The 16118-nt window shown below is 71.3% G+C and carries 11 protein-coding genes and 1 riboswitch; of the genes, 8 read left to right on the top strand and 3 right to left on the bottom strand.

The features are described 5' to 3' along the window. The first annotated feature begins 34 nt into the window (after window positions 1-34). The 6 genes from OG440_RS12070 to OG440_RS12045 all read left to right on the top strand — a co-directional run bounded on the left by OG440_RS12070 (window position 35) and on the right by OG440_RS12045 (window position 7268). Window positions 35-1345, top strand: coding sequence for an HD-GYP domain-containing protein (locus tag OG440_RS12070; protein ID WP_406006842.1), 1311 nt, complete (start codon window positions 35-37; stop codon window positions 1343-1345). Beyond that, on the top strand, window positions 1342-2640 hold the full coding sequence (locus OG440_RS12065) for an HD-GYP domain-containing protein (RefSeq protein ID WP_406006841.1): 1299 nt from the start codon (window positions 1342-1344) through the stop codon (window positions 2638-2640). Before OG440_RS12070 ends, OG440_RS12065 begins: the two co-directional genes overlap by 4 nt. A 125-nt stretch (window positions 2641-2765) precedes the next feature. After that, window positions 2766-3746 (top strand): tetratricopeptide repeat protein, encoded by a 981-nt coding sequence (locus tag OG440_RS12060; RefSeq protein WP_406006840.1) that lies wholly within the window; start codon window positions 2766-2768, stop codon window positions 3744-3746. 124 nt (window positions 3747-3870) lie between these two features. Then, entirely contained in the window at window positions 3871-4521 is a 651-nt protein-coding gene (gene def / locus OG440_RS12055) for a peptide deformylase (RefSeq protein WP_406006839.1), read from the top strand. A gap of 327 nt (window positions 4522-4848) precedes the next feature. Next, window positions 4849-5901 (top strand): epi-isozizaene synthase, encoded by a 1053-nt coding sequence (cyc1, locus tag OG440_RS12050; protein ID WP_406006838.1) that lies wholly within the window; start codon window positions 4849-4851, stop codon window positions 5899-5901. Beyond that, complete coding sequence (locus OG440_RS12045; RefSeq protein WP_406006837.1) at window positions 5898-7268, top strand: cytochrome P450; 1371 nt, start codon at window positions 5898-5900, stop codon at window positions 7266-7268. The genes cyc1 and OG440_RS12045 overlap by 4 nt, the downstream gene beginning before the upstream one ends. A gap of 10 nt (window positions 7269-7278) precedes the next feature. Here the strand turns inward: OG440_RS12045 and OG440_RS12040 are convergent, their stop codons facing one another. Further along, a complete protein-coding gene (locus OG440_RS12040; RefSeq protein WP_406006836.1) occupies window positions 7279-8247 on the bottom strand; it encodes a helix-turn-helix domain-containing protein in 969 nt (322 codons plus the stop codon). 93 nt (window positions 8248-8340) lie between these two features. On the opposite strand from OG440_RS12040, the gene OG440_RS12035 reads away from it, so the two are divergent. Further along, window positions 8341-8583 carry a hypothetical protein gene (locus OG440_RS12035; protein WP_406006835.1) on the top strand — a complete coding sequence of 81 codons (243 nt, stop codon included), beginning with the start codon at window positions 8341-8343 and terminating at the stop codon, window positions 8581-8583. On the opposite strand, the gene OG440_RS12030 is transcribed toward OG440_RS12035, so the two are convergent. Together OG440_RS12030 and OG440_RS12025 are read right to left on the bottom strand one after the other, a co-directional pair. Continuing rightward, the gene (locus OG440_RS12030) at window positions 8496-9521 is read right to left on the bottom strand and encodes a ribonucleotide-diphosphate reductase subunit beta (RefSeq protein ID WP_406006834.1); all 1026 of its coding nucleotides are present in this window, start codon (window positions 9519-9521) and stop codon (window positions 8496-8498) included. The genes OG440_RS12035 and OG440_RS12030 overlap by 88 nt on opposite strands. Next, window positions 9521-11896 carry a ribonucleoside-diphosphate reductase subunit alpha gene (locus OG440_RS12025; protein WP_406006833.1) on the bottom strand — a complete coding sequence of 792 codons (2376 nt, stop codon included), beginning with the start codon at window positions 11894-11896 and terminating at the stop codon, window positions 9521-9523. The genes OG440_RS12030 and OG440_RS12025 overlap by 1 nt, the downstream gene beginning before the upstream one ends. Before the next feature lie 145 nt (window positions 11897-12041). Beyond that, a riboswitch (cobalamin riboswitch) is annotated at window positions 12042-12130 on the bottom strand. Window positions 12131-12534: 404 nt separating this feature from the next. On the opposite strand from OG440_RS12025, the gene OG440_RS12020 reads away from it, so the two are divergent. Further along, complete coding sequence (locus OG440_RS12020; protein ID WP_406006832.1) at window positions 12535-16116, top strand: ATP-binding protein; 3582 nt, start codon at window positions 12535-12537, stop codon at window positions 16114-16116. Window positions 16117-16118: the final 2 nt, after the last annotated feature.

Below are 16118 nucleotides of genomic sequence, written 5' to 3'. Positions count from 1 at the left end.
CTGAGCCCGGACAGGTACGGCTGGGGGAGGCGTCATGGAGGGGATTCCGGCGCGGGCGCGCATCTACGCCGCCTGTGTCGCCCTCGGTGCCCTGCTCTGCACGCTCCCCTCGCTGCGCGACGACGCCCGTACCCCCTGGGGGGCCGTCGCCCTGCTCGCCGCCCTGTACGCCGGCGGCGAGCGGATCGCCCGGCGCAGGTTCGCCGGCACCCTGCACCCCGTGCTGCTGGCCGGGGCCTTCCTGCTCGCGCCGGCCGCGGCCGCGCTCGTCCCGCTGCCCGGGGCGCTGTTCTCGCACGTCGAGCGGCGCCCCTTTCTGCTGCGCCGGCTCTGGCGGGCCGCCCACTCCTCGCTCGCCGTGGTGGCCGCCGCCCGGGTGCACGCCGCGCTCGGCGGGCGGGACGCCGTGGCCGACTCCGACCTGCCGTACGCGCTGCTGCCGGCGGGCGCGGCCGTGCTGGTCTTCTGCGTCGTGCTCGCGCTGCTGGACGGCGGGATGCTGGCGCTCGCCGAGGGGTTGCCGCCGCGGCAGGTCTGCCGGGGGCTGTTCCTGCGTTCCCTCGCGCCGCTGGCCGTGCACGGGCTCGGCGGGCTGATGATGGCCGTGCTGTGGCTCAGCCCCTACGGGCCGGTGGCCGCCCTGCTCGTGCTGTTCCCGATGGCCGTGTCGTGGTGGGTGTTCGCGCAGTACCACCGGGAGCGCGCCGCCCACCAGGCGACCATCCGCGCCCTGGTGCAGGCCGTCGACATCAAGGACGGCTACACGCGCGGGCACAGCGAACGCGTCGGCCAGGCCTCGGTGCTCATCGGGCGCGAACTGGGGATGGACGAGAGCCGGATCGACATGCTCCGCTTCGCCGGGATCCTGCACGACGTCGGCAAACTCGGCGTTCCCACCCGGCTGTTGCGCAAGGACGGGCCGCTGACACCGCAGGAGCGGCGCGTGATCGAGCTGCACCCCGAGTACGGGCACGAGATCACCCGCGGGATCTCCTTCCTCGGCGAGGCCCGCTCGGCGATCCTCCACCACCACGAACGCATCGACGGCACCGGCTACCCGTACGGGCTGGTGGGCAGCCAGATCCCGGAAGCGGCCCGGGTGGTCGCCGTCGCGGACGCCTTCGACGCCATGACGTCCACCAGGTCCTACAGCAGGGCCCGGCCGGTGCACGTCGCGCTGGAGGAGCTGCACAGGTGCGCGGGCGCCCACTTCGATCCCCGGATGGTCGCGGCGCTGGCGCACGTCATCGCGCGGGACGGCTGGCATCCGGTCGTGACCGCCGAGGAGGACCGGTCGGCCGTGCCCGCGCAGGCCTCCGACGGCCGGTCCGAGGCGCGCCGATGACCGTCCGCCGCTCGCACGTCGCCCTTCACTCCGCGGCCGGGCTCCTCGTCGCCGTCTCCCTCCTCGTCACGTTCCTGACGGGCGTCGAGGACCGCCCCGTCGCGCTCGCCTTCGGGATCCTCGTCGCCGTGGGGGAGCTGACCCGGCCCCAGAGCGGGCCCCGGCTGCGCGAGGCCGCGCCGCTCGGCGCCGCCGGGTCGCTGTCGTACGCGCTGGTCGGAGGACACGCCGGGCACCCCACCCACCACGGGGTCACCCAGGTCGTGGCGGTCGTGGTCGCCGCCTCCCTGCTCGGCAGCGTGCCGCAGCTGGCCCGGGGACAGGCCGTCCTCGACCACCTGGTCCGGCGGGTACTGGCCGTCGGGTTCGCCGCCGTCTGCTTCCAGCCCCTCCACAACCGCGGGGTGTTCGACGGCTGGAGCGGGCCCGCCTACGCGCTGCTGCTGTCGGCGCTGCTCGTCCTGACCGTCCTGTGCGACGCCGTGGTCGCCGCCGCGCTCGCCCACTCCCGTACCGGCTGGCCGTTCACCCCGCTGCTGCGGGACGAGCTGCGGGCGGTGCCCGGGATCGGCTCGGCGGTCTGCGCGACGGGGGCGGTGATGGCGCTCGCGGTGTCCGTCGTCGGGCTGTGGGCGCTGCCGGTGTTCTCGGTGCCGCTGCTGCTGACCCAGCTGTCCCTGCGCCGGTACGCGGCGGTGCGGGCCACCTACCGGCAGACCATCGCCTCGCTGGCCCGCGCCACCGAGATCGCCGGGTACACCCCCGCCGGGCACGCCCGCAGGGTCGCCGCGCTCAGCCAGGCCGTGGGCCGGGATCTGGGGCTGCCGGAGCCCGAGCTGGCCGTCCTGGAGTACGCGGCCCTCATGCACGACATCGGCCAGCTCAGCCTCGTCGACCCGGTCCCGGCCGGCGCCACCGCGGGGCTGCCGGCGGCCCAGCAACGGCGGATCGCGCTGCTCGGCGGGGCCGTCGTCCGCCAGACCGGGGCGGGCGCCGAGGTCGCGACGGTCGTCGAGCGGCAGGCCGACCCCTACCCGGAGCAGCCGGTGGCCGCACGCATAGTCCGGGTGGTGAACGCATACGAGGAGAAGGTCCGGGGCAGCGGTCCCGGTGGGCCTCTCACGGCTCTGGAGGAGCTGCGCCTCGGCACCGGCGGGGAGTACGCGCCGGAGGTGGTGGAGGCCCTGGCCAGGGTGCTGTGGAACATGGGGGTGGCCCGTCGGGGGTACCCCCGGACGTCGGGCCCCGGGGGAGGCGCGGGCAGGCTGGCGGCGGGCGACGGGTGGGCGGTCTGACCTCGGTCGAAGGTGGGTAACCCATGGGTAATGAGCGGCCCTCCGGCCACACGTGGTTGGATGCGAGGGAGAGAGTGTCCGGGGGCACTGGCCAGCCCACAGAACGGAACTGGCAGGCGGGAATCGTGAGGATCTTCGGCAAGGGACGGCACCGGCCCTCCGCCTCCTGGCGGCAGGCCACCGACCGCGCGTTCACGCTGATCGGCGACGGGCGGTACGAGGACGCGGGCGCGCTGCTGACACGTGCCGCCGACCTGGAACCCTGGCTGTCCGAGTCCTGGTTCAACCTGGCCCTGCTGCACAAGTTCCGGCACGACTGGGAGCAGGCCCGTACGGCGGGACTGCGGGCGGTCGCCCTGCTCGACCGCGAGGCAGGGGCCCCCGACTGGTGGAACGTCGGCATCGCGGCCACCGCCCTCCAGGACTGGCCGCTGGCCCGACGTGCCTGGCAGGCGTACGGGCTGCGGGTGCCGGGGGATGCCATAGGCGCGGGCGAACCGGTCGGTATGGAGCTGGGCAGCGCGGCCGTACGGCTGTCGCCCGAGGGCGAGGCCGAGGTGGTGTGGGGGCGGCGGCTGGACCCCGCCCGGATGGAGGTGCTGTCCATCCCGCTGCCCTCGTCCGGGCGTCGCTGGGGCGAGGTCGTGCTGCACGACGGGGTGCCGCACGGCGAGCGGACCACCGTCACTGGCCATTCCTACCCGGTCTTCGACGAGATCGAGCTGTGGGCGCCGTCGCCCGTGCCGACCTGGGTCGTCCTGCTGGAGGCGGCCACCGAGTCCGACCGGGACGCGCTGGAGCAGCTGGCGGCCGACGCGGGTTTCGCGGCGGAGGACTGGTCGTCGTCGGTGCGGCTGCTGTGCCGGATGTGCTCGGAGTCGCGGATGCCGTCCGACGAGGGCGACGGCGAGCATCTCGACCCGCACGACCACAGCGAGCCGGGGCATCCGGGGCCGCTCGGGCACCGCACGGACGGGCAGCTGTGGGTGCCGGAGCGGGAGTGTGGCGTGGCCGCGCCGGCTTCTCTCGTCCGGGGGTTGCTGGACGGGTGGGTCGCCGACAGCCCCGATTCCAGGGACTGGCGGGATCTGGAAGAGGTCTGCTGACCTCCTTCGACCGCGTGTTCGTCGTGGCTGCTCGCGCCCTTCCCCGCGCCCCTGAGACGGCGCGCTGCCCGTACCCTGTATCGAGCATTCACCACCTGTCTGTTTGAGGAAGGCATCGTCGGTCATGGCGCAGCAGGACACCGATCAGCAGCACGCGGGCGTGCTCCCCGTGGACGACGAGGGCTTCGTCATCGACACCGAGGAGGCGGAGGCCCGCGAGCTGGCGTGGCGTGAGGCCGGCACCTCGCGGCCGATCACCGTCGTCGGGAACCCGGTGCTGCACAAGGAGTGCAAGGACGTCACCGAGTTCGGCGACGAGCTGCGGCAGCTGGTCGCGGACATGTTCGCCTCGCAGCACACCGCCGAGGGAGTGGGCCTGGCCGCCAACCAGGTCGGCGTCGACCTGAAGGTCTTCGTCTACGACTGCCCCGACGACGAGGGCGCCCGGCACACCGGCGTCATCTGCAACCCCAAGCTCGTCGAGCTGCCCGCCGAGCGGCGCCGGCTGGACGACAGCAACGAGGGCTGTCTGTCGGTGCCCACCGCCTACGCGCCGCTGGCCCGTCCCGACTACGCCGAAGTGACCGGGCAGGACGAGCAGGGCAACCCGATCAGGGTGCGCGGCACCGGATACTTCGCTCGGTGTTTGCAGCACGAGACCGACCACCTGTACGGCTACCTCTACATCGACCGTCTGTCCAAGCGTGAACGCAAGGACGCCCTGCGGCAGATGGCCGAGAACGAGCCCCGTTACCCCGTGGTCGCCAACGACTGAGCCCACCCGCACCTTCACGACGCCCGGCCGGATCACTCCGGCCGGGCGTCGTTCGTGTGTCCGACGGACGTTCGATCGCTTACGCACATCTACTGCACATCTGCTGATCCGTAACCAGTCACTCAGGGGCGGAATCTCGGCATGTTGGGGTAGTGAATGAAGCAAATCCGTTCCCAGAACGGTCAGTTGTAGTGCTGAATGGGATGTGCGGGGATACGCAACGGCGCACGCCCGGCACGGGGGGAGGGGTGTGTGCCCACTGGCGGCTGAGAGGGGTTGTCCGTGCCAGCTTTCCCATACAGCACCACATACAGCACCACAGCGACGGTGACCGCGCCCGCGGTCCCTCCCTCGCTCTCTCTTCCGGTCATCGAGGCGGCGTTTCCCCGGCAACTGCATCCGTATTGGCCCCAGTTGCAGGAGAAGACGCGCTCCTGGCTGCTGAAAATGCGGTTGATGCCGGCGGACAAGGTCGCAGAATATGCCGACGGACTTTGCTACACCGACCTGATGGCGGGCTTCTACCTCGGCGCACCCGACGAGGTCATGCAGGCCATCGCCGACTACAGCGCGTGGTTCTTCGTCTGGGACGACCGGCACGACCGTGACGTCGTGCACGGCCGGACGTCCTCCTGGCGGCGGCTCAAGTTCCGCTTGCACGCGGCCCTGGACTCCCCGGCACGGCATCTGTGCCACCCGGATCCGCTGGTCGCCGGGCTCGCGGACAGTGTGAGCCGGCTCGCCTCCTTCCTTCCCGCCACCTGGAACGCCCGGTTCGCCCGGCACTTCCACGCCGTGATCGAGGCATACGACCGGGAATTCCACAACCGAATCGAAGGGCGCATTCCCACGGTCGATGAATATCTGGCGCTGCGTCGGCTCACCTTCGCGCACTGGATCTGGACCGACCTGCTGGAGCCGAGTGCCGGACTCGAACTCCCGGACCCGGTGCGGAAACACCCCGCATTTCGCCGCGCGGCACTGCTGAGTCAGGAATTCGCCGCCTGGTACAACGATCTCTGCTCGCTGCCCAAGGAAATAGCGGGCGATGAGGTGCACAATCTCGGGATCAGTCTCATCACCCATGAGGGACTGACCCTGGAAGAAGCGGTCGAGGAAGTCAGGCGCCGCGTGGAGGAATGCATCTCCGAATTCCTCGTCGCCGAGCAGGACGTCTTACGGCTCGCCGACCGGCTTGCCGACGGGACGGTCCGCGGAAATCAACTCGGTGCCGCCGTGCGGTCCTGCCTCGGCAATATGCGGAACTGGTTCAGTTCCGTCTACTGGTTCCACCACGAGTCCGGCCGATACATGGTCGACAGCTGGGACGACCGGTCCACGCCCCCGTACGTCAACAACGAAGCGGCAGGTGAGAAATGACCGTCGAGTCGGTGAAACCCGCGACCCCCACGGCGCCCGAACTGCGCGAGCCACCCTTGGCCGGCGGCAGGGTCCCGCTCCTCGGACACGGCTGGAAGCTGGCCCGTGATCCGCTGGCGTTCCTTGCCCGGCTCCGCGACCACGGCGACATCGTCCGCCTCAGGCTCGGCCCCAAGACGGTGTACGCCGTCACCGCGCCGGACCTCACCGGCGCCCTGGCGCTCAGCCCGGACTACATCATCTCGGGGCCCCTGTGGGAGTCCCTGGAGAGCCTGCTCGGCAAGCAGGGCGTGGCCACGGCCAACGGCCCGATGCACCGCCGCCAGCGGCGCACGATCCAGCCCGCGTTCCGGCTCGACGCCATCCCCGGCTACGGGCCGATCATGGAGGAAGAGGCGTACGCCCTCGTCGAGCGCTGGCGCAACGGCGAGGTTCTCGACGTCACCGCGGAGTCCTTCCGGGTGTCCGTGCGCATCTCCGCCCGCTGCCTGATGCGCGGCAGCTATATGGACGCCCGGTCCGAGCGCATCACCTCCGCGCTCGCCACACTGTTCGCGGGTATGTACCAACGCATGGTGGTACCTCTCGGGCCGCTTTATCGGGTACCGGTTCCGGCCAACCGCGAATTCAACCGGGCGCTGGCCGATCTGCACCGGCTGGTGGACGAGATCATCGCCGACCGCCGCGCATCCGGTCAAAAGCCGAACGATTTGCTGACGGCTTTGCTGGAGGCGAAGGACGAGAATGGCGAGCCGATCGGGGAACAGGAGATCCACGACCAGGTCATCGCGATACTCACCCCGGGCAGCGAAACAGCAGGCTCCGTGGTCATGTCGCTGCTCCACGTCCTCACCGAGCACCCCGAGCAGGTGGACAAGATCCGCGAAGAGGTGAAAAGCGTCGTAGGGAACCGGCCGGTCTCTTTCGGCGACGTCCGAAAGCTCCAGCACACCGCCAATGTCGTCGTCGAGACCATGCGGCTGTATCCCGCCGTATGGATATTGACGCGGCGCGCGGTGACCGAGACCGAGCTCGGCGGCTACCGCATTCCCGCGGGCGCCGACATCGTCTACAGCCCGTACGCCGTACAGCGCGATCCGCGGTCGTACGAGCGGCACGCGGAGTTCGATCCCGACCGCTGGCTGCCCGGCCGCTCCCCGGAGGTGCCGAAGTACGCCATGACGCCCTTCGGCGTCGGCAACCGGAAGTGCCCGAGCGACCACTTCTCGATGGCCGAGCTGACGCTGATCGCCGCGGTGGTGGCGTCCGCGTTCCGCTTCGAGCCGGTACCGGGCTCCGACAACCGGACGCACATCGGGATCACGCTCCGGCCGCGCCGGCTGCTGCTGCGGGCCGTGTCCGGGTGAGAGCCGCGGCTCAGGCGACGGCCTGGGGGCCGCGGAACGTGCGCCGATAGGCGTTGGGGGACGTCCCCAGCGCCTGCACGAACTGATGGCGCAGGGCGCCGGCCGTACCGAAGCCGGCGCGCCAGGCGATCGCGTCCACCGTCTCGTCCGTCGCCTCCAGCAGGTGCTGGGCCAGCAGCACCCGCTGGCGCAGCAGCCAGCGGTAGGGAGTGGTGCCCGTCTCCTGCTGGAACCGGCGGGCGAAGGTGCGCGGTGACATGTGGGCGCGTTCCGCGAGCTGCTCCACCGTGACCTCCTCGTCGAGGTGCTGCTCCATCCACACGAGCACCTCGCCGACGGTGTCGCACCGCGACCGGGGCAGCGGCCGCTCGATGAACTGGGCCTGGCCGCCGTCCCGGTGCGGCGGCACCACCATCCGCCGGGCGATCCGGTTGGCCACCTCGGGCCCCTGCTCCTTGCGGACCAGGTGCAGACAGGCGTCGATGCCGGCGGCCGTGCCGGCCGAGGTGATCACCGGGTCCTCGTCGACGTACAGCACGTCCGCCTCGACGGCCGTCCGGGGGTAGCGGCGGGCCAGCACGTCCGCGTGCCGCCAGTGCGCGGCGCAGCGCCTGCCGTCGAGCAGCCCGGCGGCGCCCAGCACGAAGACCCCGGAGCAGACGCTGAGGACCCGGGCGCCCCGGTCCACCGCCCGGCGCAGCGCGGCGAGCAGCTCGGGCGGATACACCCGGTCGACGTTCGAGTCGGCGGCCGGGACGGCGATCAGGTCGGCCTCCTCCAGCCGGTCGAGGCCGTACGGCGTGGACACGGTGAGCCCGCCGACGTGGGTGCGCAGGACCGGGCCCTCGGCGGACACCACGGCGAAGTCGTACACCGGGAGCCCCTCGTCGCTGCGGTCGAGGCCGAACACCTCGCAGACGACGCCGAGTTCGAAGGGATGCACGCCGTCGAGGAGGACGGCCGCCACGTTTTTCAGCATGCTGCCAGTGTGCACCCGAAGTGGCAGGAATTTGAAGGTGTGCGGCAGTCCTGCCACTCACGGTCAGGAGTGTCCGGCCGGAGACTGGTGTCCATGAACACGAACCAGATCGAAGGCCTCATCGGAATGCTCCTGGTCCTCGGGATCCTCGTCCTCCTGGCCCTCCCGTCCGCGTTCGGCATCGTGCGCGACCGGCGCGCCGACCGGCAGATAAGGGAGGCCCAGGAGGCCCGGGGGGAGAGGGCGGCTCAGAAGTCCTCGTCCAGGTCGACGGTGCCCTCCACCGCGACCTGGTACGCCGACGGACGGCGCTCGAAGAAGTTGGTCAGCTCCTGAACACCCTGGAGCTCCATGAAGGAGAAGGGGTTCTCCGAGCCGTACACCGGGGCGAACCCGAGCCGCGACAGCCGCTGGTCGGCCACGCACTCCAGGTACTGCCGCATCGAGTCGGTGTTCATGCCCGGCAGCCCCTCGCCGCACAGGTCGCGGCCGAACTGGAGCTCGGCCTCGACGGCCTCCCGCAGCATGGCCGTCACCTCCTCCTGGAGCTGGTCGTCGAAGAGGTCCGGCTCCTCCTTGCGGACGGTGTCGACCACCTCGAAGGCGAAGCTCATGTGCATCGTCTCGTCACGGAACACCCAGTTGGTGCCCGTGGCGAGACCGTGCAGCAGACCCCGGCTGCGGAACCAGTACACGTACGCGAAGGCGCCGTAGAAGAACAGGCCCTCGATGCACGCGGCGAAGCAGATCAGGTTGAGCAGGAAGCGGCGGCGGTCGGCCTTGGTCTCCAGCCGGTCCAGCTTCTCGACCTCGTTGATCCACTTGAAGCAGAACTCGGCCTTCTCACGGATCGACGGGATGTTCTCGACCGCGGCGAAGGCCGCCGCCCTGTCCTCCGGGTCGGGCAGGTAGGTGTCCAGGAGCGTCAGATAGAACTGGACGTGGACGGCCTCCTCGAAGAGCTGCCGCGACAGGTAGAGGCGCGCCTCGGGGGAGTTGATGTGCTTGTACAGCGTCAGCACGAGGTTGTTCGCCACGATCGAGTCGCCCGTCGCGAAGAACGCGACCAGCCGGCCGATCATGTGCTGCTCGCCCTCGGAGAGCTTCGCCAGGTCGGCGACGTCCGAGTGGAGGTCGACCTCCTCGACGGTCCAGGTGTTCTTGATCGCGTCCCGGTACCGCTCGTAGAAGTCCGGGTAACGCATCGGGCGCAGGGTCAGCTCGAAGCCCGGGTCGAGCAGGTTCTTCTCGGTCTTCTCGGGTGCGGTGGTCATTACTGGCAGGCCTCGCAGGACTCGGGGTTCTCAAGGGAGCAGGCCACGGCGTCGGGCTCGGTCACCTGCTGCACGGGGAGGGACTTCTCGGGCTGTGCCTGGGCCTGGGCCGCGCGGGCGATGCGGGTCGCCGGGCGCGAGCGCAGGTAGTACGTCGTCTTCAGGCCCGACTTCCAGGCGTACGCGTACATCGAGGAGAGCTTGCCGATGGTCGGCGTCTCCAGGAACAGGTTCAGGGACTGGGCCTGGTCCAGGTACGGGGTGCGGGCGGCGGCCATGTCGATCAGGCCGCGCTGCGGGATCTCCCAGGCCGTGCGGTACAGGGCGCGCACCTCGGCCGGGATCCAGGCGAACTCCTGCACCGAGCCGCTGGAGTCGCGCAGCGCCTCACGGGTGCGGGCGTCCCAGACGCCGAGGTCCTTGAGGTCCTGCACCAGGTAGGAGTTGACCTGGAGGAACTCGCCGGACAGCGTCTCGCGCTTGAACAGGTTGGACACCTGCGGCTCGATGCACTCGTACACGCCCGCGATGGACGCGATGGTGGCGGTGGGCGCGATGGCGAGCAGCAGGGAGTTGCGCAGACCGGTCCGCGCGATCCGCTCGCGCAGGGCGGCCCAGCGCTCCGGCCAGGTGAACTCGACGCCGTAGTGGTCCGGGTGCAGCACGCCCCTGGCCGTACGGGTCTTCTCCCAGGCAGGCAGCGGGCCGTTGCGCTCGGCCAGCTCGGCGGAGGCCTCGTACGCGGCGAGCATGACGCGCTCGGCGATACGGGTGGACAGCGCCTTCGCCTCGGGCGAGTCGAAGGGCAGCCGCAGCTTGAAGAAGACGTCCTGGAGGCCCATCGCGCCCAGGCCGACCGGACGCCAGCGGGCGTTGGAGCGACCCGCCTGCTCGGTCGGATAGAAGTTGATGTCGACGACCCGGTCGAGGAAGGTCACGGCCGTGCGGACGGTCTCGTCCAGCCGCTCCCAGTCGATCGTGCCGGCGCCCGAGTCGACGAACGCGCCGAGGTTCACCGAACCCAGGTTGCAGACCGCCGTCTCGCCGTCGTCCGTGACCTCCAGGATCTCTGTGCAGAGGTTGGAGGAGTGCACGACGTGGCCCGGCTCGGCGGTCTGGTTGGCGGTGCGGTTGGCCGCGTCCTTGAAGGTCATCCAGCCGTTGCCGGTCTGCGCGAGGGTGCGCATCATGCGGCCGTAGAGGTCACGGGCGGGGATGGTCTTCTTCGCGAGACCGGCCGCCTCCGCCGAGCGGTACGCCGCGTCGAACTCCTCGCCCCACAGGTCGACGAGCTCGGGCACGTCGGCCGGGGAGAACAGCGACCAGGGGGCGTCGGCGTTGACCCGGCGCATGAACTCGTCCGGGATCCAGTGCGCGAGGTTCAGGTTGTGCGTACGGCGGGCGTCCTCACCGGTGTTGTCCCGCAGCTCCAGGAACTCCTCGATGTCGGAGTGCCAGGTCTCCAGGTAGACCGCCGCAGCGCCCTTGCGCCGGCCACCCTGGTTCACCGCGGCGACCGAGGCGTCGAGCGTCTTCAGGAACGGCACGATGCCGTTGGAGTGGCCGTTGGTGCCACGGATCAGCGAACCGCGGCTGCGGATACGGGAGTACGACAGTCCGATGCCGCCCGCGTGCTTCGACAGCCGGGCCACCTGGTGGTAGCGGTCGTAGATGGAGTCCAGCTCGTCCAGCGGGGAGTCGAGGAGGTAGCAGGACGACATCTGGGGGTGCCGGGTACCGGAGTTGAAGAGCGTGGGGGAGGACGGAAGGTAGTCCAGGCGGCTCATCAGCCGGTAGAGCGCGGCGACCTCGTCCACGGCACGCGGTGTGTCGTCCTCGGCGAGGCCGGAGGCGACGCGCAGCAGGAAGTGCTGCGGCGTCTCGACGACCTTGCGGGTGATCGGGTGCCGCAGGAGGTAACGGCTGTGCAGCGTACGGAGCCCGAAGTAGCCGAAGCGGTCGTCGGCCGCCTCGTCGATCAGGGCGTCGAGGCGGACCGCGTGGACGCGCACGAACTCGGCGGTGCGGTCGGCGATCAGACCCTCGCGGTGGCCGACCTCGACCGATCCGGTGAACGACGTGACGCCCTGGGAGGCGGCCTCCGCGGCGATACTGATCGTCAGCAGCCGGGCGGCCAGCTTCGAGTAGGCGGGGTCCTCGGAGATCAGACCCGCGGCCCCCTCCGTCGCCAGCTCGCGCAACTCCGCCTCGTCGGCCCGCGCGGACCGGCCGCGCAGGGCGGCGGCGGCGACCCGGCCGGGGTCGGCGTCGGGCAGATCGGCGGTCAGCTCGGTCAGGGTCCGCAGCAACGCGGTACCGGGACCGTCGGTCTCCAGCTCGGAGACCGAAACCGGGTCGGCTGGCGCGATGGTCACGTGGGGCACTCCCTCGCTCGGCGGTGGGCCTTGCGCAGGGCAGGGGGCAGCACACGAGCGCGCGGGGGCGTCGCGTCCACCGGCCCACTCCGCGAGACCCGGACGTCAGGGCACCCGGACCGGACGGCCGGGCGCGCTGTCGGCAGGCCTCGGACTGAACAGGCGTGCGCATACGGGTATGGATGCACGCGAGTACACCGTTGCGGGACAGTTCCGGATTCGCACCGGATTCCCCTGCGGCGACAGCGAGCATGAGCATACATCTTGTGCTCACCCGTCACGCCACCCCCAGATGTTGTGTCGGGGTGGTTTCAGAGCGTCAGCCGACAGGCAATCAGGGTGAGATCGTTCCGGTGTGGCCCGGGATGCGCCGCCGCTCGGATGTGCGAACGGAATCCGGACGTCCGCAGACGCGGTGGGCGCCCGCACGGCACGCGCGTCCGCGGACACGCCGGCGTCCGCACCGCGCCCGGCGGGTCGGCGGGACGACGGCGGGGCGGTCCTCCGCGGCCCGGGTTGCGAGGCGTGCCTGGAGTGATTCCATGGAAGTAGCCGTCGGCGCCCTCCGCATCCTCCGTCCCGCGAGTCCTCCGCCCAGCGAACCGCTCCGGGAGCCCGGAACTCGCAAGGAGAACGCCATGACGAGGGTCGTCCCCCATCCGCCCGGCAAAGTGCGCCCGCGCGACGCGCCGATGGCCACACTGGCCCTCCGGCGGGCGGGGCATCGCGTCGGGCAGGGGTTCACGGGCCGCTGGCACTCCCTGACGATCCGTCTGGAGGCCCGCCGCGGCGCCACCCGCCCCAGGAAATGGCGCCGTTGGGCCTCCTACGCCAACGTCACCAGGGTGATCTGGCTGGCCGCCGTGCTGGCGCTGCTCACCTGGGTCGGGGAGGGCGTGTACATCCTCGTCACGAACGACACGACCAGCTTCGAGAAGTGGCGGCAGGGCAACGAGGGTTTCGACACCGTCATGAAATTCCTCGGTCCGGTCCTCGCGGCCTCGATCGCCGCCGCGCTGTTCCTGTTCTGGTGGTACCGCTGGACCAGACGGCGTTACCTGGCCAAGGCACTGCGGGATCCGCGCCGGCTGGTGCCCACCGCCGGATACGACACCGCCGAGATCGTCGGCCGCGAGGACATCGCCCAGGTCATCGCCGAACGGCTGCGGGAGCGCGACACCAGACGGCCGTATCTGCTCGTCGGCGGCGTCGGAGCGGGGAAGACCGCCGTCCTCGTACGGCTCACCGAACTCCTCGCCCGCCAGAACGCCGTACCGGTGCCGGTCAGGCTGCGGGACGCGGCGGACGGCGCCGAGCTGAACTTCGAACGCCTGGCCAGGCAGCGCTTCGCCCAGGAGGCACCCAAGGGCGTTCTCGCGCGCAGCAAGACCGACCGGGTGTGGCAACAACTCCTCGCGGACGACAAGCCGGTCGTCCTCGCCGACGGCCTGGAGGAGGCCCTGCTCGACGACGGCCGGCAGCAGAACCGGGACAACGTCATCCGCCGGGCCATCGAGCGCGCCCGCGAGGAGAAACTGCCCCTGGTCATCGCCTCCCGGCCGCACAGCCCGCTGGAGACCACCTCCGCCGCGATCGTGGTGCTGGAACCGCTCAGCGAGGAGGAGGCGCTGCGCTTCGTCGAGGCGGACGTACCGGAGACCGACGAGCGCCGGGTGGACTGGATCGTGGAGACGGCGGAGGTGACCGAGTCGCCCATCTACCTCCAGATCGCCCGCGAACTCCACCGGCGGGGCATCCTGGAGCACGACCGTCCGGCCGACGATCCGCGGCACATGGACACCCGCAGCCGCGACCGCGCCACGCTGCGGCGCTGGCTGCTGGAGACCTGGGCCGAGGCGCTGTGCGAGGGGAAGCTGCGCGAGGACGTCGCGCTGGCCCCGCAGGAGCGGCGCGACACGCTCGAAGTGGTCTCGGCCCTGGCCTGCGTCGGGCTGCTCCAGGACAAGCTGGAGGTCGGATTCGAGGAGCTGCTCGATCCGGACGTGCTGCACCCGGGCCCGGCCCGGCGCGCCCGGGCCCGGGCCGAGCACGTGTGGGCGGGCCGCGGCTTCGACCAGTACGGCAAGCGCGGCAACACCCTCTCCGACTGGCACCGACGGCAGATCTGGGACGCGCTGTGCGAACGGCTCGGCGACGCGGAACGCAGGCGGCTGCGCGAGGGCAACATGGACCAGTGCCGTGCCGTCCTCGCCCGCTTCGCGGCCCATGCCGGCAAGCTCAGACTGGTGGAGGGCTTCGAACACCGGGTCCGTTTCCCGCACAGCATCATCCAGGCCTATTTCGGCGGCCGTCTGCTGAACCACCTGGGGGAGCGGGGCGCCGGGGACCTGGCCGAGCAGGCGCTCCAGCCGCCCGGCCCCAGCCGCGAACTGCTCATCGCCCTCGTCCTGCTGTCCCGTTGCCGGGCGGCGGACCCGCCGGCCCGGGCGAGCGGTGTGCGCGCCGAGATCCGGAAGGAGATCGCCGAACGGGTACGGCAGACGCCCGTGCGGGGCCGCCCGCTCGCCCACCGGCTGTGCGCCGCCGCGGGCCGCCGCACCGACGACCCCAAGGCCCTCGACCTCTATGCGGCCGCCCTGGAGATCGAGAGCGCCGAGGACGACCCGAGCGGGCTGAGCGGGATCGTCACCGCGGTGCGTCGGCACTGGGCCGGCATCAAAGGCGACCGGCGCACCCTGAGGGACGCCAAGCGGCGGGTGCTCAAACAGCTGGGAGCCGCGCTGCGGGAGGTCTCCGACCGGATCGACACCACCCCGCTGTACTGGGAGCTGTTCCGGCTGGGCATCCAGGAACCCTCCTACTCCATCCGCCTCATCGTCGCCCAGGAGTTCGGCACCGGCGGCAACCCGGCGTTCGCCGTGATCCGCGAGCGGGGCGGCCTGAACAGAGACCCCGTGATGGAGTACAACGACCGGCTCGACGCGCTGCGGGCCTCGAAGGCCCGGGAGTACGAGGCATGGGCCGCGCGGATGGGGAGGGCACGGGCGGAGCGCGCGACCCCGGGGGGCACGTCGGCCGAGGACATCGGGCGGCTCCAGGAGGAACGCAAGGAACTGAACCGGCGCTACCACGAGCAACGGGTCGACCTCTTCCGGGAGTTCGTGATGCGCGCCTGGCTGCTCCCGATGCTCCTGGGCTCCGTCGACGAGGCCCATCGCGACGAGGCGCGGGAACGCCTCACCAAGTGGCTCCGTCACCTCGACCCGAAGTTCACCGGCGGCGTCCCCGATCTGCCGCTCGCCCTGGAGGCCGCGCTGGCCCAGGGCTTCAAGTACGCGGCGAACCGGCGCCACCGCCACCCGCAGACCTACCTGGGCGGCCGCAACGACCTGATCCGGCAGGCGGAGACCGTGCTCCAGCAGTCACGCTGCTGGTACGCCCAGCTCAGCCTGCTCCAGGCACTGTGCCTGTGGGAGCTCCCGGACGCCGCCGGCGGCCGGCCCGAGGGGCACCAGCCGTTCCAGCCGCTCGGCGGGGCCACCGCCGTGCGGACGGTGAAGCGCTGGCTGTCGATGGCGGGCACGGTGAACGCGACACAGGGTCACCCGGACCGGCCCGGCGAACCGGCCAGGCGCTGCCTGCACCCGTTCGTCGCCGAGGCGGGCGATCTGGTCGCCCTCGCCCTGGAGACCGGCCAGCCCGAGCGGTTCCTGTGGATCGACGAGAAGGGCGTCGTCGACAACATCGGCGCCCGCGCGGGCAACACCGGGACACGCCGCAAGCACAGCCTGTGGATTCCCCCCTCGGTCGGCTGGAGCACCCTCGACCCGCGCGCCCAACGTCTCGTCGCCGACGTACTGGTGATGCTGAACCTCGTCGAGCGGGACGGGCACCCGGACGAGGTCGAGGAACGCCTCGCCCGCATGGAGCAGCCCGGGATGTCGCTGCCGCCGTGCATCCGCACGGACCGCGAGCCGCTGCGGCCCGCCCTGCGCGTCGGCACGTCCACCCCGCCCGCGCCGGGCTCCACCTGTCTGCCCGACTGCAAGTTCCAGCTCTGCCCCTACCCTCCCCGGGGCGCGCTGCCCCGGGGAGAGATCCGCGAGCCGTTCTGCCGCCAGCAACAGGCACTGCTGCCCGGCAGCGTCCGGCGCTGGCTGCCCCGGGGGCTGCGCCGGAAGACCCCGCGCTGGGTCGGCATGCGGGTGAGCGAACTGGACCGCTTCTGGGACGCGATGGCCAGACGGACGCGGGACTGAAA

The sequence above is a fragment of the Streptomyces sp. NBC_00637 genome (genome assembly GCF_045161545.1).
Classification (GTDB): domain Bacteria; phylum Actinomycetota; class Actinomycetes; order Streptomycetales; family Streptomycetaceae; genus Streptomyces.
The sequence above is the reverse complement of the archived record's forward strand: the minus strand, read 5'-3'. Positions and strand labels throughout refer to the sequence as shown.

Coding starts and splice junctions, on each gene's coding strand:
- OG440_RS12070 (WP_406006842.1), top strand. CDS start 35: ATGGAGGGGATTCCGGCGCGGGCGCGCATCTACGCCGCCTGTGTCGCC.
- OG440_RS12065 (WP_406006841.1), top strand. CDS start 1,342: ATGACCGTCCGCCGCTCGCACGTCGCCCTTCACTCCGCGGCCGGGCTC.
- def (WP_406006839.1), top strand. CDS start 3,871: ATGGCGCAGCAGGACACCGATCAGCAGCACGCGGGCGTGCTCCCCGTG.
- OG440_RS12045 (WP_406006837.1), top strand. CDS start 5,898: ATGACCGTCGAGTCGGTGAAACCCGCGACCCCCACGGCGCCCGAACTG.
- OG440_RS12040 (WP_406006836.1), bottom strand. CDS start 8,247: ATGCTGAAAAACGTGGCGGCCGTCCTCCTCGACGGCGTGCATCCCTTC.
- OG440_RS12035 (WP_406006835.1), top strand. CDS start 8,341: ATGAACACGAACCAGATCGAAGGCCTCATCGGAATGCTCCTGGTCCTC.
- OG440_RS12030 (WP_406006834.1), bottom strand. CDS start 9,521: ATGACCACCGCACCCGAGAAGACCGAGAAGAACCTGCTCGACCCGGGC.
- OG440_RS12020 (WP_406006832.1), top strand. CDS start 12,535: ATGACGAGGGTCGTCCCCCATCCGCCCGGCAAAGTGCGCCCGCGCGAC.